General features: G+C 60.2%; 16 protein-coding genes and 3 tRNA genes. 16 read left to right on the top strand and 3 right to left on the bottom strand.

Translation table 11 applies throughout. The annotated features are described in order from the left end of the window. Nucleotides 1-6: 6 nt before the first annotated feature. Together asd and rsgA are read right to left on the bottom strand one after the other, a co-directional pair. Nucleotides 7-900 carry an archaetidylserine decarboxylase gene (gene asd / locus ACJ8HT_RS05825; protein ID WP_197652822.1) on the bottom strand — a complete coding sequence of 298 codons (894 nt, stop codon included), beginning with the start codon at nucleotides 898-900 and terminating at the stop codon, nucleotides 7-9. A 76-nt stretch (nucleotides 901-976) separates the two neighbouring features. Further along, on the bottom strand, nucleotides 977-2,026 hold the full coding sequence (rsgA, locus tag ACJ8HT_RS05820) for a small ribosomal subunit biogenesis GTPase RsgA (protein WP_004929686.1): 1,050 nt from the start codon (nucleotides 2,024-2,026) through the stop codon (nucleotides 977-979). A gap of 245 nt (nucleotides 2,027-2,271) precedes the next feature. On the opposite strand from rsgA, the gene orn reads away from it, so the two are divergent. The 4 genes from orn to ACJ8HT_RS05800 all read left to right on the top strand — a co-directional run bounded on the left by orn (nucleotide 2,272) and on the right by ACJ8HT_RS05800 (nucleotide 3,357). Continuing rightward, nucleotides 2,272-2,817 carry an oligoribonuclease gene (gene orn, locus ACJ8HT_RS05815; RefSeq protein WP_033636776.1) on the top strand — a complete coding sequence of 182 codons (546 nt, stop codon included), beginning with the start codon at nucleotides 2,272-2,274 and terminating at the stop codon, nucleotides 2,815-2,817. Between the two features lie 192 nt (nucleotides 2,818-3,009). Then, nucleotides 3,010-3,085 (top strand) — tRNA-Gly (locus ACJ8HT_RS05810). Nucleotides 3,086-3,151: 66 nt separating this feature from the next. Then, nucleotides 3,152-3,227 (top strand) — tRNA-Gly (locus tag ACJ8HT_RS05805). Between the two features lie 54 nt (nucleotides 3,228-3,281). Then, a tRNA-Gly gene (locus ACJ8HT_RS05800) sits at nucleotides 3,282-3,357 on the top strand. A gap of 311 nt (nucleotides 3,358-3,668) precedes the next feature. Here ACJ8HT_RS05800 and queG read toward each other — a convergent pair. Next, nucleotides 3,669-4,808, bottom strand: coding sequence for a tRNA epoxyqueuosine(34) reductase QueG (gene queG, locus ACJ8HT_RS05795; protein WP_194573014.1), 1,140 nt, complete (start codon nucleotides 4,806-4,808; stop codon nucleotides 3,669-3,671). Here queG and nnr point away from each other — a divergent pair. From nnr to nsrR, 12 genes are all read left to right on the top strand, one after another. After that, nucleotides 4,807-6,321: a bifunctional ADP-dependent NAD(P)H-hydrate dehydratase/NAD(P)H-hydrate epimerase gene (nnr, locus tag ACJ8HT_RS05790; RefSeq protein WP_197652821.1), complete on the top strand. Its 1,515-nt coding sequence runs from the start codon at nucleotides 4,807-4,809 to the stop codon at nucleotides 6,319-6,321. The two genes, queG and nnr, sit on opposite strands and share 2 nt — an antisense overlap. 10 nt (nucleotides 6,322-6,331) lie before the next feature. Beyond that, nucleotides 6,332-6,802, top strand: coding sequence for a tRNA (adenosine(37)-N6)-threonylcarbamoyltransferase complex ATPase subunit type 1 TsaE (gene tsaE, locus ACJ8HT_RS05785; RefSeq protein WP_038879220.1), 471 nt, complete (start codon nucleotides 6,332-6,334; stop codon nucleotides 6,800-6,802). A 7-nt stretch (nucleotides 6,803-6,809) separates the two neighbouring features. Beyond that, nucleotides 6,810-8,606 (top strand): N-acetylmuramoyl-L-alanine amidase AmiB, encoded by a 1,797-nt coding sequence (amiB, locus tag ACJ8HT_RS05780; protein ID WP_197652820.1) that lies wholly within the window; start codon nucleotides 6,810-6,812, stop codon nucleotides 8,604-8,606. A 22-nt stretch (nucleotides 8,607-8,628) separates the two neighbouring features. Further along, nucleotides 8,629-10,512, top strand: a complete 1,884-nt coding sequence (gene mutL / locus ACJ8HT_RS05775) for a DNA mismatch repair endonuclease MutL (RefSeq protein ID WP_197652819.1) — start codon at nucleotides 8,629-8,631, stop codon at nucleotides 10,510-10,512. Beyond that, nucleotides 10,505-11,446, top strand: a complete 942-nt coding sequence (gene miaA, locus ACJ8HT_RS05770; RefSeq protein WP_197652818.1) for a tRNA (adenosine(37)-N6)-dimethylallyltransferase MiaA — start codon at nucleotides 10,505-10,507, stop codon at nucleotides 11,444-11,446. Before mutL ends, miaA begins: the two co-directional genes overlap by 8 nt. Nucleotides 11,447-11,561: 115 nt before the next feature. Further along, the gene (hfq, locus tag ACJ8HT_RS05765; protein ID WP_004933678.1) at nucleotides 11,562-11,870 is read left to right on the top strand and encodes an RNA chaperone Hfq; all 309 of its coding nucleotides are present in this window, start codon (nucleotides 11,562-11,564) and stop codon (nucleotides 11,868-11,870) included. Nucleotides 11,871-11,968: 98 nt separating this feature from the next. Then, nucleotides 11,969-13,249: a ribosome rescue GTPase HflX gene (gene hflX, locus ACJ8HT_RS05760; protein ID WP_004933675.1), complete on the top strand. Its 1,281-nt coding sequence runs from the start codon at nucleotides 11,969-11,971 to the stop codon at nucleotides 13,247-13,249. A 68-nt stretch (nucleotides 13,250-13,317) separates the two neighbouring features. Further along, on the top strand, nucleotides 13,318-14,568 hold the full coding sequence (gene hflK / locus ACJ8HT_RS05755) for an FtsH protease activity modulator HflK (protein ID WP_038879209.1): 1,251 nt from the start codon (nucleotides 13,318-13,320) through the stop codon (nucleotides 14,566-14,568). Between the two features lie 3 nt (nucleotides 14,569-14,571). Beyond that, nucleotides 14,572-15,576, top strand: a complete 1,005-nt coding sequence (gene hflC, locus ACJ8HT_RS05750) for a protease modulator HflC (protein ID WP_004933669.1) — start codon at nucleotides 14,572-14,574, stop codon at nucleotides 15,574-15,576. A gap of 63 nt (nucleotides 15,577-15,639) precedes the next feature. Further along, nucleotides 15,640-15,840, top strand: coding sequence for a DUF2065 domain-containing protein (locus ACJ8HT_RS05745; protein WP_004933666.1), 201 nt, complete (start codon nucleotides 15,640-15,642; stop codon nucleotides 15,838-15,840). A gap of 98 nt (nucleotides 15,841-15,938) precedes the next feature. After that, complete coding sequence (locus ACJ8HT_RS05740) at nucleotides 15,939-17,237, top strand: adenylosuccinate synthase (protein ID WP_033648701.1); 1,299 nt, start codon at nucleotides 15,939-15,941, stop codon at nucleotides 17,235-17,237. A gap of 233 nt (nucleotides 17,238-17,470) precedes the next feature. Continuing rightward, nucleotides 17,471-17,896, top strand: coding sequence for a nitric oxide-sensing transcriptional repressor NsrR (gene nsrR, locus ACJ8HT_RS05735; protein WP_015376391.1), 426 nt, complete (start codon nucleotides 17,471-17,473; stop codon nucleotides 17,894-17,896). The last annotated feature ends 3 nt before the right edge of the window (nucleotides 17,897-17,899 follow it).

Genomic DNA, 17,899 nt, shown 5'->3' with positions numbered 1-17,899 from the left:
ATTCCTTTAGAGCGGGGTCTGTGGTGTTTCAGCGGCGGCCGGGATTTCGGCGAAGGCCTCACCCATGCGGGTGACGGTGCCGTTATGCAGCTGCGGCGCGAACTGCACGCTGCCTGCGGTAAACAGGTTGATCACCGTGGAGCCGAGTTTGAAGCGGCCCATCTCGGCGCCTTTTTCCAGCGCGATGGCGCCTTCTTCACCGGCGGCCGGGTAGGTCCAGCGTTTGATGATGCCTTCGCGCGGCGGCGTGACGGTGCCGGCCCAGACGGTCTCGATGCTGCCGACGATGGTGGCGCCGACCAGGATTTGCACCATCGGCCCGATGTCGGTGTCGAACACGCAGATCACGCGCTCGTTGCGCGCGAACAGGTTAGGCACGTTGGCGGCGGTGAGCGGGTTGACCGAGAACAGATCGCCCGGCACATAGATCATCTCGCGCAGCACACCGGCGCACGGCATGTGCACGCGGTGGTAGTCGCGCGGCGCCAGATAGGTGGTGGCGAACAGGCCGTTGCGGAACGGCTCGGCCAGCAGGTAGTTGCCGGCCAGCAGCGCTTCCAGGCTGTAGTGGTGGCCTTTGGCCTGGAAGATTTGATCGTCGCGGATCGGGCCGAGCTGGCTGATGGCGCCATCGGCAGGCAGCGCCAGCCAGTTGGCGTCGGCGATGATCGGGCGCGCGCCGTCGCGCAGCGGGCGCACGAAGAAGTCGTTGAAGGTGGCGTAAGACGCCAGGTCCGGATTTTGCGCTTCCTGCATGTCTACGCGGTAGAAGCGGGCGAAGGCCTTGACCACCAGTTGGGTCAGCCAGCCGGCCCGTTTGTCGGCGCCCCAGCCCGCCAGGCGGGTCAGCGCCAGCTTCGGCAGCCAATATTGCAATTTAATCTTGATGCTATCCAGCACGTTAACCTCGTGAATCAGGGTAAAGGGCGCGCATTGTAACGAGGGCTCCGCCGCCGTCAATGCCCGCCCGTCAGTGTCAGTCTGCGGCGTCCGTGAAGTTCTTGCGAACCTTCACCTGCGCCATGCTTTCCAGAATGCGGTGATAGTTGTCGAAACGCTCTTCCGCGATATCGCCTTTCTCCATCGCCGCGCGGATGGCGCAGCCGGGATCGGTATCGTGGCGGCAGTCGCGGAATTTGCAACCGCCTAAATAATCACGGAATTCGACAAATCCGCGGGTGATTTGTTCCGGCTCCAGATGCCACAGGCCAAACTCGCGCACCCCCGGGGAGTCGATCACGTCGCCGCCGTGCTGGAAATGGTACAACCGCGCGGCGGTGGTGGTATGTTGCCCGAGGCCCGATACGTCGGAAACCTGATTTACCAGAATTTGCTCTTCGGACGGCGGCAGCAGCGCATTCAGCAGGCTGGACTTGCCGACCCCCGACTGGCCGGCGAAGATGCTGATGCGCCCCGCCAGCGCCTGTTCGAATTCCGCCATGCCTTCCCGCGTCTGGCTGGAAACTTCCAGCACCCGGTAGCCAATCTTGCGATAGATATCCATCATGCCGTCGACCAGCTTGCGCGCTTCGGCGTCCAGCAGGTCAATTTTGTTGAGCACGATCAGCGGCTCGACTTCGAGCGTTTCGCAGGCCACCAGATAACGGTCGATGATGTTCAGCGACAGCTCGGGCAGGATCGCTGACACGATGACGATCTGATTGATATTGGCGGCGATCGGCTTCACGCCGTCGTAGAAGTCCGGGCGCGTCAGCACCGAGGTGCGCTCGTGCACCGCTTCCACGATGCCTTTTACCCCTTCATGGGTGCCCAGGCCGGGGCGCCACACCACGCGATCGCCGGTGACCAGCGAACGCAGCGTGCGGCGGATGTTGCAGCGGTGCTGAGTGCCATCCGGCGCCTCAACGTCGGCGTGCATGCCGAAACGGCTGATGACGACGCCTTCCTGCGGCTCGCCCAGCTGGGAATCATCCGGTTCCGGTTTGTTATCAGCGCGCTTCAGACGGCGCTGATGGTTCGCCTGCACGCGGCGTTGCTGGCCTTTGGACAGTTTGTTCTTACTCACTGCGCCTCACTTGAATCGGTTTTATACCTTTACGTATACGCACAGCTGCGGCGGGGGACGTGCCCTGGGCGCAGCCTTGAACCCGTCAGGGTATATGTCGCCCAGGGCGACCAAAAAGACTATGATACACGCTATTTTATATTAAATAACCGTTGTTAGCCGCCGGCTGCGGCGCGTCGCCACCGGCGGCGCCCGTCGTCTCGTCCGCACAGCGTTTTTCTCTCGGCTTTTAGGCAGGAAACATCATGACAGGAAACGAAAATAACCTGATTTGGATCGATTTGGAGATGACCGGGCTGGATCCCGAGCGTGACCGCATTATCGAGATCGCCACGCTAGTCACCGACGCCAACCTGAACATCCTGGCGGAAGGGCCGGTGATCGCCGTGCACCAGTCCGACGAGCAGCTGGCCTTGATGGACGAGTGGAACGTGCGCACCCATACCGGCAGCGGGCTGGTGGAGCGGGTGAAAGCCAGCCGCCAGGACGATCGCGCCGCCGAGCTGGAAACGATAGCCTTCCTGCAGCAGTGGGTGCCGGCCGGCAAATCGCCGATCTGCGGCAACAGCGTGGGCCAGGATCGCCGTTTCCTGTTCCGCTACATGCCGGAGCTGGAGGCTTACTTCCATTACCGCTATCTGGACGTCAGCACGCTGAAGGAACTGGCGCGCCGTTGGAAGCCGGAAATTCTCGCTGGCTTTAAGAAGCAGGGCACCCATCAGGCGCTGGACGACATCCGCGAATCGGTGGCCGAATTGGCTTATTACCGCGAACATTTCATTCAGCTTTAAGGCGATGGCGGCCCCTGCGGGGAAAAAACGCCGTTTTTAGCCGCTTAATTCGCCAATCTGGCGCTTTAATCGGCAATCAAACAAAAATCGCGTTTTTTTGCTTTCAGGGGCTTGCGGCAAAAAGGATTTCTCGTATAATGCGCACCCCGTACCGATGAAGAATTTCGTAACGTTCCACCATCGATACGCCGGGCGGGAATAGCTCAGTTGGTAGAGCACGACCTTGCCAAGGTCGGGGTCGCGAGTTCGAGTCTCGTTTCCCGCTCCAAATTCAACAATGTCGCGATGCGGCATGATGAATAAATAAAGCAGTATCAAGCAGTACCTATGCGACGCGGGAATAGCTCAGTTGGTAGAGCGCAACCTTGCCAAGGTTGAGGTCGCGAGTTCGAGCCTCGTTTCCCGCTCCAAAAATTCAAAGGTCACGCCAGTGTTTGGTGACCGGATGCCAAAAGCATCTCAATGCGGGAATAGCTCAGTTGGTAGAGCACGACCTTGCCAAGGTCGGGGTCGCGAGTTCGAGTCTCGTTTCCCGCTCCAATTTTCTCTTCGTTTCAAATTCAAATCCAACGCCTTATCCGGCGCGGGTTTTTGTCCCGTTTTACACGCCTGGTAAAAATGTTGTGAACAGAGTTATCCACAGCCTCTGTACATAAACCCGCCTGCCTGAAAAATCAACGTCATACAAATTAAATATTTATCTATTTGATTTATAAGTTTATTTATTTATCCCAAAACGTTATGCCGATCACTTGCTCTTTTTGTTGCAGTTGAAAGACAACGTGTTTTTATTTTTATGCACAAATCCACAGAGTGAGACATCCGGTGAAATAGCCGCATGGCGCACGCCGTCAGGCATCCCTCGGCAAACCTTTTTCCACAGCCCGTATCAGCCGTTTTTTCTGCGCCGTCTGCACCTCGATGCCCTGTGCCTCGCGGCGGGCAAGCTGCTGCGCCAGCGACCAGTGGATATGTTCGTCCAGCATGGCGTCCTGGCCCAGGCGCGTGCGCAGCGCGAGCACAATGCCGTCCTCGTAGGGCGCATTGCCCAGCGCCACGGCGATATTGCGCAGCCAGCGCAGGTGGCCGATGCGGCGTATTGCCGAGCCTTCGGTGATGCGCAGGAATTTTTCTTCCGTCCAGTTGAACAGATCGATCAGCTGCGGTGCATGCAGCGCGGCGCGTGGGCTGAAATCGTCTTCGTCGGTGAGCTGCGAAAAGCGGTTCCACGGGCAGATCAGCTGGCAGTCGTCGCAGCCGTAGATGCGGTTGCCGAGCAGCGGTCGGAATTCCTCCGGGATCGCGCCTTCCAACTCGATGGTCAGGTAGGAGATGCAGCGCCGGGCGTCTACGGTATAGGGGGCGACGATGGCGCCGGTTGGGCAGGTGGTGATGCAGGCGACGCACCGGCCGCACTGCTCTTCCTGCGGCTTATCCACCGGCAGCGGCAGATCGATCAGCAATTCGCCGAGGAAAAACCACGACCCGGCTTCGCGGTTGAGAATTAGTGAGTGTTTACCAACCCAGCCGATGCCCGCCTTGGCGGCCAGCGCGCGTTCCATCACCGGCGCGGAATCGACAAAGGGGCGGAAATTCAACTCGCCGCAGTATTCCTGGATCTGATCGCCCAGCTTTTTCAGGCGCTGGCGCAACAGTTTGTGATAGTCGCGCCCCAGCGCGTAGCGGCTGACGTAACCCAACTGCGGATTTTGCAAGGTGCTGGCAAACGCCGCCTTGGCCGGCAGGTAGTTCATGCGTACGCTGATCACCCGCAGCGTGCCCGGCAACAGTTCGTGAGGGCGCGCGCGCAGCATGCCGTGGCGCGCCATCCATTCCATCTCGCCGTGGTACTGCTTGTCGAGCCAGGTCTGCAGCTTCGGCTCTTCGAGGCTCAGGTCGGTATCGCAGATGCCAACCTGTTGGAATCCTAGCGATTGCCCCCATTGCTTGATATGTTGGGCGAGTTGATGGAGATCGAGGGGGTGCGTCATGACGGGCCACAGTGAAAAAGCATACGCTGACAGTTTACCACACTCTGTCTGGCCTGCGGATTGGATCCGTCGCTCGGAACCCGCGGCTGCGGCCTCGCTCGGTATTTCTCTTTACGAGTTGATGCAGCGCGCCGGTCAGGCGGCCTACGCATTGGCGCGCAACGCGTACCCCTCCCGCGACCACTGGCTGGTGCTGTGCGGCCACGGCAACAACGGCGGCGACGGCTATGTGGTGGCGCGCCTGGCGAAGGCGGCGGGCCTGCAGGTGACGTTGATCGCCTGCGAAGGCGCACGGCCTTTGCCGCCGGAAGCCGCAGCGGCCCGTCAGGCCTGGCTGGCCGCCGGCGGTGATATTCTGCCGGCGAACAGCCGCTGGCCGGCGTCTGTCTCTCTCATTATCGACGGCCTGTTAGGCACTGGCCTTGGCAGCGCGCCGCGTGCGCCTTACGACGCCCTGATCGAGGCCGCCAACCGCCATTCGGCGCCGGTGGTCGCGCTCGATATCCCGTCCGGCCTGCTGGCGGAAAGCGGCGCGGTGCCGGGCGCGGTCGTGCGTGCCGCGCACACCGTCACGTTCATCGGCCTCAAACCGGGATTGCTGACCGGCCAGGCGCGCGACTGGGTCGGGCAACTTCATCAGAATGCGCTAGGCTTATCGGGTTGGCTGGCGAAGCAACCGGAACAGATTCAGCGGCTTACCGCCGAGGCGTTGCCGCGCTGGCTGCATCCGCGCCGCCCTTGCGCCCATAAGGGCGAGCATGGCCGCCTGCTGTTGGTGGGTGGCGACCGCGGATTCGGCGGCGCCATTCGCATGGCGGCGGAAGCGGCGCTGCGCAGCGGGGCGGGATTGGTGCGAGTGCTTACTCACATTGAGCACGTCGCACCGCTGCTGGCGGCCCGGCCGGAGCTGATGGCGCAGGCGCTGGACGAGGCGACGCTGCGGCAGGCGATGCAATGGGCGGATGTGCTGGTGATTGGCCCGGGGCTGGGCCAGGCTGAATGGGGCAAAAACGCCTTGAACGTGCTGCAAACCAGCGATAAACCGGCCTTGTGGGACGCCGATGCGCTGAACTTGCTGGCATTAAATCCCGAGAAACGGCAGAATCGCGTGATGACTCCGCATCCTGGAGAGGCGGCGCGGCTGTTGAGCTGCAGCACTGCCGACATCGAGAGTGATCGCTTACTTGCCGTGCGCAACCTGGCGGCGCGCTACGGCGGCGTGGCGGTGCTGAAAGGCGCCGGTACGCTGATCGCCGATGAGCAGGGGCAGATGGCGATCGCCGACGTCGGCAACGCCGGCATGGCCTCCGGCGGCATGGGCGATGTGTTGTCGGGCATCATCGGCGGTTTGCTGGCGCAAAAGCTCCCGCTGTATGATGCCGCCTGTGCGGGCTGCGTCGTACATGGCGCGGCCGGCGATCGCGTAGCGGAAAGACAAGGAACAAGAGGCATGTTGGCGACCGATTTACTGCCGGACATCCTTCATTTCGTTAACCCTGAGTGGGCAAAATAGACTTTATCGAATGAAAGAACTCGTTTTACCTCTGCCGGACGAGGCAGCGACTGTCGCTTTGGGCACCACTTTGGCCAAGGCCTGCGATCGCGCCAGCGTCATCTATCTCTACGGCGACCTGGGCGCCGGTAAAACCACCTTCAGCCGTGGTTTCCTGCAGGCGTTAGGGCATCAGGGCAACGTCAAAAGCCCGACCTACACGCTGGTGGAACCCTATGCCTTGCAGCCGCTGGCGGTGTATCACTTCGATCTGTATCGCCTGGCCGATCCTGAAGAGCTTGAATTCATGGGCATTCGCGATTACTTCGCGCAAGACGCCATCTGCCTGGTCGAATGGCCGCAGCAGGGCACCGGCGTGCTGCCGGAGCCGGATCTGGCGCTGCATCTTTGCTATCAGGGCGAGGGGCGAGAGGCGAAGATCGAGGCGATTTCCACTTACGGCAGCCAGCTGTTAGACCGCATTCATGGATCACAGGGATGATGCTGCAATGACGCACGTGTTGAAAAAATTTGCGGTCATCATGCTGATCGCCGTGCTGGGGTCACTCGGCGCGCTGAACGCGCTGGCGGCGTCTTCGCTGTCCGATATCAAAGTGTCCAACGCCCAGCGTGAAGCGACGGTGTCGGTGAGCTTCAATGGCCCGCCGGACTACGCGTTTTTCCCGTTGCACGGCCCGGATCGCGTGGTGCTGGACGTTAACCAGAAGGGCAAGGTCGGCGGCCTGCCGCTCAATTTCAGCGGCCAAAACCTGGTGAAAAGCATTCGCTCCAGCGCGCCGAAAGACGCTCAGAGCGTGCGCCTGGTGTTTGATCTGACCCAGCGCGCCAAGACCCGCGTCTCCACCCGCCAGAACGGCAGCGTGCATACCGTAGTGTTCACCATTACGGCCGAAGGCAGTGCCAATACGGTGGTGCGCAAGGCGCCGGTGCAAACGTCTGCGCCGGTTGCGGTCACCCCACCGCCGCGTCAGGCGCCGGTCGCGGTGCGTGAAGTGCCGGAGCCGCCGCTGCGCAAAGCGCCGACGGGATCGAATCCCTTTACCAATAAACAGAGCGTCGTCGCAGGCACCGCCACAGAAGTCACGCCGCGCAGCAGCCGCGTTTCCGCCGGTTCCGGCGATCGGGTGGTGGTGGCGATCGACGCTGGCCACGGCGGCCAGGATCCGGGCGCCATTGGCCCGAGCGGGCTGAAAGAAAAGAATGTCACCATCGCCATCGCGCGCCGCCTGCAGGCGATGCTGGACGCCGATCCGCAGTTCAAACCGGTGCTGACGCGTAACGGCGATTACTTCATCTCGGTGATGGGGCGCTCCGACGTCGCGCGCAAACAGGGCGCTAACGTGCTGGTCTCTATCCACGCCGACGCCGCGCCAAACCGCAGCGCCAGCGGGGCCTCCGTTTGGGTGCTGTCCAACCGCCGCGCCAACAGCGAAATGGCCGGCTGGCTGGAACAGCATGAGAAGCAGTCCGAGCTGCTCGGCGGCGCCGGCGATCTGCTGGCCAACAGCCAGGCCGACCCTTACCTGAGCCAGGCGGTGCTGGATCTGCAGTTCGGCCACTCGCAGCGCGTCGGGTACGACGTGGCGGTGAAAGTGCTGCAGCAGCTGCAGAGCGTCGGATCGTTGCATAAACGCCGGCCGGAACACGCCAGCTTGGGCGTGCTGCGTTCGCCGGACATTCCATCGCTGCTGGTGGAAACCGGATTTATCAGTAATAGCACGGAGGAGCGGCTGCTGGGCAGTAGCGCGTATCAGGAGAAGATTGCCAAGGCCATTCATAACGGCCTGCGCAGCTACTTCCTGGCGCATCCGCTGCAAGCCGACCCAAAGGTGGAAAACCGACCGCTGGACGTCGCAGCGGCGGTTAACACCTCAACACCAGACGTGCGCCAGCCTGAGCCTATCGTCAGCTCGGCCGGCGCGAGCCGCAGCGTAAGCGGCAAGACCCAGATCCACGTGGTGAAGCGGGCGGAAACGCTGTCCGGCATCGCCGACAGCTACGGCACCACCATGGCGGCGCTGCGGGATCTGAACAAACTGAAGAAAGACGGCGTGTGGGTGGGCCAACGCCTGAAGGTGCCGGCGGGGAAAACTGCCGCCGTCACCACCGTCGCCAAGGCGAAAACGCCGGCCAAGAAGCCGTCTAAACATAAAGTGGCCCGCGGAGATACGCTCTCCTCCATCGCTTCTCGCTACGGGGTCAGCGTCGGCGATCTGAAACGGGTCAATAATCTGAAGTCGGACGTCGCGCCGCTGGATCGGACGCTGACCATTCCGCAGGCCTAGCGCCATCGCTACAGGAGTCAGCATGCCTATCCAGGTGTTACCGCCACAGCTCGCCAACCAGATAGCCGCCGGAGAGGTGGTTGAACGCCCCGCGTCGGTCGTCAAGGAGCTGGTGGAAAACAGCCTGGACGCCGGCGCGACGCGCATCGATATCGACATTGAACGCGGCGGCGCCAAGCTGATCCGCATTCGCGACAACGGTTGCGGCATCGGCAAGGACGATCTGGCACTGGCGCTGGCACGGCACGCCACCAGTAAAATCAGCACGCTCGACGACCTGGAGGCGATCGTCAGCCTCGGTTTTCGCGGCGAAGCCCTGGCCAGTATCAGCTCGGTTTCCCGTTTGACCCTGACGTCGCGCACCGCCGAGCAGAGCGAGGCGTGGCAAGCCTATGCCGAAGGGCGCGAGCAGGCGGTGACGGTCAAACCTGCCGCGCACCCGGTCGGCAGCACGCTGGAAGTGCTGGATCTGTTTTACAACACCCCGGCGCGCCGCAAGTTCATGCGCACCGAGAAAACCGAATTCGGCCATATCGACGAAGTGGTGAGGCGCATCGCGCTGGCGCGTTTCGATGTGGCGATCAACCTCAGCCACAACGGCAAACTGATCCGTCAATACCGGGCAGCGAAAGAAGAGAGCCAGCACGAGCGCCGTTTGGGCAGCATCTGCGGCCCGGCGTTTTTGCAGCATGCGCTGAATATCGACTGGCAACACGGCGATCTGAGCATCCGCGGCTGGGTGGCGGATCCGGCCGGGGCGCGCCAGTTGGGTGAAATGCAGTACTGCTACGTCAACTGCCGCATGATGCGAGATCGCTTGATCAATCACGCCATTCGTCAGGCCTATCAGGATCAGCTGAAGGACGATCAGCAGCCCGCTTACGTGCTGTATCTGGAGGTCGATCCGCACCAGGTGGACGTCAACGTTCATCCCGCCAAGCACGAGGTGCGTTTCCATCAGGCGCGGCTGGTGCACGATTTTATCTACCAGGCGGTAACCACCGTGCTGCAGCAGGCCGGTCAGACGCCGCCGCTGGCGCTGGCGGAAACGCCTGAAGAAGCGCCTGCGCCGGTCTGGCAGCCGGAAAACCGCGTCGCCGCCGGCGGCAACCATTTTTCTCAGCCTGCGCCGCGTCGCGAGACGCCGCCACCGGCCGGCACCGCCCGCGAGCGCGCACCGCAGCCGGGTTGGCAAACGACCGGCGGTTACCAGAAACGCGAATGCGAGCTGTACGGTAAACTGGTGCAGCCCGCCGCCGGGCCGCAGACCGATGCGGCACCGGAAGTTTCGAGCAAGCCGCCGCTGTTCCCGCCGGCGAAAGCCGCAGCGGAAACGCCGTTGGCGGGCGGCCAGCACAGTTTTGGCCGGGTGCTGATGATCCACCCGCCGTGCTACGCGTTGATTGAACAGCGCCAGCAGCCGGCGCTGCTCAATCTGACGGTGGCCGAGCGCTGGCTGCGCCAGGCGCAGCTCAACCCGCCGACGGAAGGGCTGCGGCCGCAGCCACTGCTGATCCCAGTCAAGCTGACGTTGGACAAGCGCGAAGTGGCGGCCATCGCGCGGCATCAGGCGCTGCTGGCGATGATGGGGCTGGATCTGCAGGCGGATCACGGCCGTGTGACGCTGCGCGCAGTGCCTTTACCATTACGCCAACAAAATTTACAAAAACTGATACCCGAACTGTTAGGCTATCTGGCCGAACATCAGGAGATGTCGCCCGCGGTGCTGGCCACCTGGCTCGCTCGCCGCCTTGGCAGCGAACATGAACAGTGGAACACCTCGCAAGCGATACAATTGCTGACCGACGTTGAACGACTTTGCCCGCAGCTGGTCAAATCGCCACCGAGCGGACTTTTACAACCCGTTGATTTACAGGCCGCACTGGCGGCCCTCAAGCATGACTGAAACTGAAATGACACCACGTCCCCCGGCTATTTTCATCATGGGGCCGACCGCCTCGGGCAAGACCGCGCTGGCGATCGCGCTGCGCGAACGCCTGCCGGTGGAACTGATCAGCGTCGATTCCGCGCTGATTTATCGCGGCATGGATATCGGCACCGCCAAGCCGAGCGCTGAAGAATTGGCGCAGGCGCCGCATCGGCTGATCGATATTCGCGATCCCGCCGAAGCTTACTCGGCCGCGGAGTTTCGCGCCGACGCGCTGAAGGAGATGGCCGACATCACCGCCGCCGGGCGCATTCCGCTGCTGGTCGGCGGCACCATGTTGTATTTCAAGGCGTTGTTGGAAGGATTGTCGCCGCTGCCGTCTGCCGATCCCGCGGTGCGCGAGCGCATCGAACGGCAAGCGGCTGAGCTGGGTTGGGAGGCGTTGCATCGGCAGTTGCAGGCGATCGATCCGGTCGCGGCATTGAGAATTCATCCGAATGATCCGCAGAGACTGTCCAGAGCACTGGAAGTTTTTTTTATTTCGGGTAAAACTTTAACGGAACTGACTAAAATTTCGGGTGAATCGTTACCGTATCAAGTTCACCAATTTGCGATAGCGCCGACCAGCCGTGAGTTGATCCATCAACGCATCGAGCTGCGGTACCATCAAATGTTGGCGGCGGGTTTTGAGACGGAAGCGCGTGCACTTTTCGCACGGGGTGATTTGCATACGGACTTGCCCTCCATTCGCTGTGTCGGTTACCGCCAGATGTGGTCATACTTGTCTGGTGAAATTAGTTACGATGAGATGGTTTATCGTGGTATTTGCGCAACACGTCAGTTGGCTAAACGCCAGATGACCTGGTTACGGGGTTGGGAGTCGGTCCATTGGTTGGACAGTGAAAAGCCGGGAGAGGCTTTGGACTCGGTGACACAGGTTGTTAGTGCATAGGTTGGGTGATTGTGTACAATTGCTGAGTATTCAGCGCGCAAATTTTTTTACGTCGTTTATTTTAGAGCCGACAGGTTCTTAGTTACAAACAACAAGCAAATAAGGAAAAGATAGAATGGCTAAGGGGCAATCTTTGCAAGATCCGTTCCTGAACGCATTGCGTCGTGAACGTGTTCCGGTTTCTATTTATTTGGTGAATGGTATTAAGCTGCAAGGCCAGATTGAGTCTTTTGACCAGTTTGTCATCCTGTTGAAGAACACGGTTAGCCAGATGGTGTACAAGCACGCTATCTCTACCGTTGTCCCGTCACGTCCGGTTTCGCATCACAGCAACAACCCGAGCGGCGGTTCAAGCAACTATCACCATGGCAACAATCCGTCTGCGCAGCAACAGCCGCAGCAGGAAAGCGATGACGCTGAATAAAGCGCGTTGCAAGTCAACCATGACGGGGAGCATAAGCAGCCGCGGGCTGTTTATGTCCCCCAAACTCACGGTGAGTGTCCGTTTGAGAGGTTGCACGCTTGTTTGACCGTTATGAAGCCGGTGAGCAGGCCGTACTGGTTCATATCTATTTCTCGCAAGACAAAGATACGGAAGACCTCAACGAGTTCGAATCGTTGGTTTCCTCAGCCGGTGTCGAAGCTTTGCAAGTGGTGACTGGTAGCCGCAAAGCCCCGCATCCGAAGTACTTTGTCGGCGAAGGAAAGGCCGAAGAAATTGCAGATGCGGTGAAAGCCAGCGGCGCGTCTGTTGTCCTGTTTGATCATTCCCTTTCCCCGGCGCAGGAAAGAAACCTCGAGCGCCTGTGCGAATGCCGGGTGATCGATCGCACCGGGCTGATTTTAGACATCTTCGCCCAGCGTGCCCGCACCCATGAAGGTAAGCTGCAGGTGGAGCTGGCGCAGTTGCGTCACATCGCCACGCGTCTGGTACGCGGCTGGACGCACCTGGAGCGGCAAAAAGGGGGGATTGGCCTGCGCGGGCCGGGGGAAACCCAGCTTGAGACCGACCGTCGCCTGTTACGCGATCGCATCAGCTTGATTCTGCGCCGCCTGGAGCGGGTAGAAAAGCAGCGTGAACAAGGCCGACGCGCGCGGACCCGCGCCGATGTGCCGACCGTATCGCTGGTGGGCTACACCAACGCCGGCAAATCCACCCTGTTTAACCGAATAACATCTGCCGAGGTGTATGCGGCGGACCAGCTATTTGCCACCCTGGATCCTACGTTGCGGCGCATTGACGTGCCGGACGTGGGGGATACCGTGTTGGCGGATACCGTAGGCTTTATCCGGCACCTGCCGCACGATCTGGTGGCCGCCTTCAAGGCGACGCTGCAGGAAACGCGCCAGGCATCTCTGCTGCTGCACGTCATCGATGCCGCAGATCCGCGCGTCGATGAGAACATCGAAGCGGTGAACACCGTGCTGGCGGAGATAGACTCGGATGAAATCCCTACACTGTTAGTGATGAACAAAATAGATATGCTGGACGATTTTGTGCCGCGTATCGACCGCAACGACGAAAACCTGCCGATCCGGGTGTGGCTGTCCGCCGCCAGCGGAGAGGGTATTCCGTTGCTGTATCAGGCGTTGACGGAGCGCTTATCGGGGGAGATCGCGCATTACGAATTGCGCTTACCGCCACGGGCAGGCCGTCTTCGCAGCCGTTTTTACCAGCTTCAGGCGATTGAAAAAGAGTGGAACGAAGAGGACGGCAGCATTGGCGTGGTGGTGCGAATGCCGATCGTCGAATGGCGTCGTCTCTGCAAGCAAGAACAGGACCTGATTGACTTTATCGTATGATCATATCCTGTTACATTTATGCTTCGCGAAAGCCTGAAGTACCCAATCACAGAATATGGAGCTAAAACATGGCGTGGAATCAGCCCGGTAATAACGGACAGGACCGCGACCCGTGGGGGAGCAGCAATAACAATGGCGGCAACTCTGGCGGTAACAACAAAGGCGGTCGTGATCAAGGGCCACCTGATTTGGACGATATCTTCCGTAAACTGAGCAAGAAATTGAGCGGTTTTGGCGGGGGCAAAGGCTCCAACAGCAATAGTGGCGGCACCGGCACCTCTGGTCCGGGCTTCAGCGGCCGCATTATCGGTATCGCGGCGGTGGCCGTGGTGGTGATCTGGGCCGCCAGCGGCTTCTACACCATCAAGGAAGCCGAGCGCGGCGTCGTGACGCGTTTCGGCAAGTTCAGCCACCTGGTTCAGCCGGGTCTGAACTGGAAGCCGACCTTCATCGACGACGTGCGTCCGGTGAACGTGGAATCCGTGCGCGAGCTGGCGGCGTCCGGCGTGATGCTGACCTCCGATGAAAACGTGGTGCGCGTGGAAATGAACGTGCAGTACCGCGTGACCAACCCGGAAGCGTACCTGTTCAGCGTCGTCAATGCCGACGACAGCCTGAGCCAGGCGACCGACAGCGCCCTGCGCGGCGTGATCGGCAAATACTCGATGGACCGCATCCTGACCGAAGGCCGTACCGTGGTGCGTAACGATACGCAGCGCATGCTGGAAGAGACCATTCGTCCTTACAACATGGGCATCACGCTGCTGGACGTCAACTTCCAGGCGGCGCGTCCGCCGGAAGAGGTGAAGGCGTCGTTCGACGATGCGATCGCCGCGCGTGAAAACGAGCAGCAATACATCCGTGAGGCGGAAGCTTACGCCAACGAAGTTCAGCCGCGTGCGAACGGCCAGGCGCAGCGTCTGCTGGAAGATTCCAAGGCTTATAAAGACCGTACCATCCTGGAAGCGCAGGGTGAGGTGGCGCGCTTTGCCAAGCTGTTGCCGGAATACAAGTCCGCTCCGCAGATCACCCGCGAGCGTCTGTATATCGAAACCATGGAAAAAGTGCTGGGCCATACCCGTAAGGTGTTGGTGAGCGACAAAGGCAACAACCTGATGGTGCTGCCGCTGGATCAGATGCTGCGCGGTCAAGGCGCGGCGCCGGAGAGCGGCAACAAGGATACCAGCCTGATTCGCCTCAATCCGAATCCTGCGCCGGCTGCCAACAGCAGCACTCCGCGTACCAGCGGCGGTTCGATTATGGATCAGCGCCGGGCGAATGCGCAGCGTGACGACACCACTCGCGTAGGGAGAGAGTAATCAATGCGTAAGTCTTTTGTAGTTATTGTCCTCGCGGTGCTGGTGGTGCTGTACGCTTCGCTGTTCGTGGTGCAGGAAGGCCAGCGCGGCATCGTGCTGCGCTTCGGCAAGGTTCTGCGCGACGGCGAAAACAAACCGCTGGTGTATGCGCCGGGTCTGCACCTCAAGATCCCGTTCATCGAGACCGTGAAGAACCTGGATGCGCGCATCCAGACCATGGACAACCAGGCCGATCGCTTCGTGACCAGCGAGAAGAAAGACCTGATCGTCGACTCCTATCTGAAGTGGCGTATCAGCGACTTCAGCCGTTACTATCTGGCGACCGGCGGCGGCGACGTCTCTCAGGCCGAAGTGCTGCTGAAACGCAAGTTCAGCGACCGTCTGCGTTCCGAAATCGGCCGCCTGGACGTGAAAGACATCGTGACCGACTCGCGCGGCAAGCTGATGTCCGACGTGCGTGACGCGCTGAACACCGGCACCGTGGGTGACGGCGAAGAAGTGGCGACCACCGAAGCCGATGACGCTATCGCCTCTGCGGCGGCGCGCGTTGAGCGGGAAACCACCGGCAAACAGCCGCAGGTGAACCCGAACAGCATGGCGGCGCTGGGCATCGAAGTGATCGACGTGCGTATCAAGCAGATCAACCTGCCGGCCGAAGTGTCCGACGCCATCTACCAGCGTATGCGCGCCGAGCGTGAAGCGGTAGCCCGTCGTCTGCGCTCGCAGGGCCAGGAAGAAGCCGAGAAGCTGCGCGCCAGCGCGGACTACGAAGTGACCCGTACCCTGGCGGAAGCCGAGCGTCAGGCGCGCATCACCCGCGGTGAAGGCGATGCCGAAGCGGCCAAGCTGTTTGCCAACGCGTTCAGCCAGGATCCGGACTTCTATGCCTTTATCCGCAGCCTGCGTGCCTATGAAGCCAGCTTCAAGGACAACCAGGACGTGCTGGTACTGAGCCCGGACAGCGATTTCTTCCGCTACATGAAGTCGCCTGATACCCTGCGCAAGTAAGCGCGGCAGGCAATCTGATCGAGGGCCCGTTTACGCGGGCCCTTTCTCGTTTTTGGGGGATGCATGAACTCAACGATTTGGCTGGCGCTCGGGCTGGTTCTGGTGCTGGAAGGATTAGGGCCGATGCTGTTTCCGCAGGCCTGGCGCAAAATGATTGTGGCGATGTCGCAACTGCCGGACGCGACGCTGCGGCGATTTGGCGGAGGAATAGTGGTTGCGGGCTGCGTGATCTACTACATGTTGAGCGGCCGCACGGGTCTTTAAAGTCTAGCCCAAAATTTATGCAATCGTATGCTAAAAGTGCTGAAAATCGAAAATTACGGTGGTAGAATCCATTTTTAAGCAATCGGTGATTTTGAAAAATGGGTAAGAACGTCGTCGTACTGGGCACCCAATGGGGTGACGAAGGTAAAGGCAAGGTTGTAGACCTGCTGACTGAACGGGCTCAATATGTTGTGCGCTACCAAGGTGGCCATAACGCTGGCCACACTCTGGTAATCAACGGTGAAAAAACCGTCCTTCATTTAATTCCTTCAGGTATTCTGCGTGAAAACGTCACCAGCATCATCGGCAACGGTGTTGTTCTGGCGCCGGACGCATTGATGAAAGAAATGGGTGAACTCGAAGCGCGTGGCATCCCGGTACGCGAACGTCTGTTACTCTCTGAAGCTTGCCCGCTGATCCTGCCTTACCACGTCGCGTTGGACAACGCGCGTGAGAAAGCGCGCGGCGCCAAAGCGATCGGCACCACCGGTCGCGGTATCGGCCCGGCTTACGAAGATAAAGTGGCTCGTCGCGGCCTGCGCGTCAGCGACCTGTTCAACAAAGAAACCTTCGCCGTTAAGCTCAAAGAGATCGTCGATTACCACAACTTCCAACTGGTCAACTACTACAAAGTTGAAGCCGTCGATTATCAGGCGACGCTGGACTACGTGCTGTCTATCGCCGACATCCTGACCGCCATGGTGGTTGACGTTTCCGAACTGCTGGACGGCGCGCGCAAGCGTGGCGACCTGATCATGTTCGAAGGCGCTCAGGGCACTCTGCTGGATATCGACCACGGTACTTACCCGTACGTCACCTCTTCCAACACCACCGCCGGCGGCGTGGCTACCGGTTCCGGCATCGGCCCGCGTTATGTGGACTACGTGCTGGGCATCGTGAAAGCCTACTCCACTCGCGTGGGTGCAGGCCCGTTCCCAACCGAACTGTTCGATGAAACCGGCGAGTACCTGTGCAAGCAGGGTAACGAGTTCGGCGCCACCACCGGCCGTCGTCGTCGTACCGGCTGGCTGGACGCGGTAGCGGTGCGTCGCGCCGTGCAGATCAACTCCCTGTCTGGCTTCTGCCTGACCAAGCTGGACGTCCTGGACGGCCTGAAAGAAGTGAAGATCTGCGTGGGTTACCGCATGCCGGACGGCCGCGAAGTGGATACCACTCCGCTGGCGGCTGAAGGCTGGGAAGGTATCGAGCCTATCTACGAAACCATGCCGGGCTGGAGCGAAACCACCTTTGGCGTGAAAGAGCACAGCAAGCTGCCTCAGGCTGCGCTGAACTACATCAAGCGCATCGAAGAAGTGACCGGCGTACCGGTAGACATCATCTCTACCGGCCCGGATCGCAGCGAAACCATGATCCTGCGCGACCCGTTCGACGCATAATCAGGCTTTGCGGCATTAAACAAACCGGGCGCGTCCCGGTTTGTTTTTATCCTGACTCCCTCCGATTGCGGTTTCACGTCAAAAAATCCTTTCATAAACCCGCCTTAGGGCGCGGGATTCGCTAAATAATTAGCGACGAACTCTCCGGCTGGTTTATTATCCAATGAGTAATCTTTTGAATAGCGCCGAAAAGCGGCGTATCAGACGGGTAAAACGATACCCAGAGGTAAGATGTGCAGTTAACAAGTTTTACTGATTATGGCCTGCGGGCGTTGATCTACATGGCCTCGTTGCCGCAGGACAAGATGACCAGTATCTCGGAAGTGACCGAGGTTTACGGCGTGTCTCGCAACCATATGGTGAAGATCATCAATCAGTTGAGCCGGGTCGGTTTTGTCACGGCGGTGCGCGGCAAGCATGGCGGCATCCGTTTGGGCAAACCGGCCGAGAGCATTCGCCTCGGCGACGTGGTGCGGGCGCTGGAGCCGCTTGCGCTGGTTAACTGCAGCAGCGAGTTTTGCCACATCACCCCTGCCTGCCGACTGAAGCAGGTGCTCCAACAGGGCGTACAGAATTTCCTTGAAGAGCTGGATAAGCATACGTTGGCCGACATGGTCGAAGACAATCCGCCGCTCTACAAGCTATTGCTTGTCGAATAAAAC

This window comes from Serratia sp. CY44782, assembly GCF_052168715.1.
In the GTDB taxonomy this organism is placed as follows: domain Bacteria; phylum Pseudomonadota; class Gammaproteobacteria; order Enterobacterales; family Enterobacteriaceae; genus Serratia; species Serratia nevei.
The sequence above is the reverse complement of the archived record's forward strand: the minus strand, read 5'-3'. Positions and strand labels throughout refer to the sequence as shown.

What these genes read in the sequence shown, in the direction of transcription:
- hfq (WP_004933678.1), top strand. Translation starts at nt 11,562, where the DNA reads ATGGCTAAGGGGCAATCTTTGCAAGATCCGTTCCTGAACGCATTGCGT.
- amiB (WP_197652820.1), top strand. Translation starts at nt 6,810, where the DNA reads ATGACGCACGTGTTGAAAAAATTTGCGGTCATCATGCTGATCGCCGTG.
- hflC (WP_004933669.1), top strand. Translation starts at nt 14,572, where the DNA reads ATGCGTAAGTCTTTTGTAGTTATTGTCCTCGCGGTGCTGGTGGTGCTG.
- ACJ8HT_RS05745 (WP_004933666.1), top strand. Translation starts at nt 15,640, where the DNA reads ATGAACTCAACGATTTGGCTGGCGCTCGGGCTGGTTCTGGTGCTGGAA.
- mutL (WP_197652819.1), top strand. Translation starts at nt 8,629, where the DNA reads ATGCCTATCCAGGTGTTACCGCCACAGCTCGCCAACCAGATAGCCGCC.
- tsaE (WP_038879220.1), top strand. Translation starts at nt 6,332, where the DNA reads ATGAAAGAACTCGTTTTACCTCTGCCGGACGAGGCAGCGACTGTCGCT.
- queG (WP_194573014.1), bottom strand. Translation starts at nt 4,808, where the DNA reads ATGACGCACCCCCTCGATCTCCATCAACTCGCCCAACATATCAAGCAA.
- ACJ8HT_RS05740 (WP_033648701.1), top strand. Translation starts at nt 15,939, where the DNA reads ATGGGTAAGAACGTCGTCGTACTGGGCACCCAATGGGGTGACGAAGGT.
- nnr (WP_197652821.1), top strand. Translation starts at nt 4,807, where the DNA reads ATGACGGGCCACAGTGAAAAAGCATACGCTGACAGTTTACCACACTCT.
- orn (WP_033636776.1), top strand. Translation starts at nt 2,272, where the DNA reads ATGACAGGAAACGAAAATAACCTGATTTGGATCGATTTGGAGATGACC.
- miaA (WP_197652818.1), top strand. Translation starts at nt 10,505, where the DNA reads ATGACTGAAACTGAAATGACACCACGTCCCCCGGCTATTTTCATCATG.
- hflK (WP_038879209.1), top strand. Translation starts at nt 13,318, where the DNA reads ATGGCGTGGAATCAGCCCGGTAATAACGGACAGGACCGCGACCCGTGG.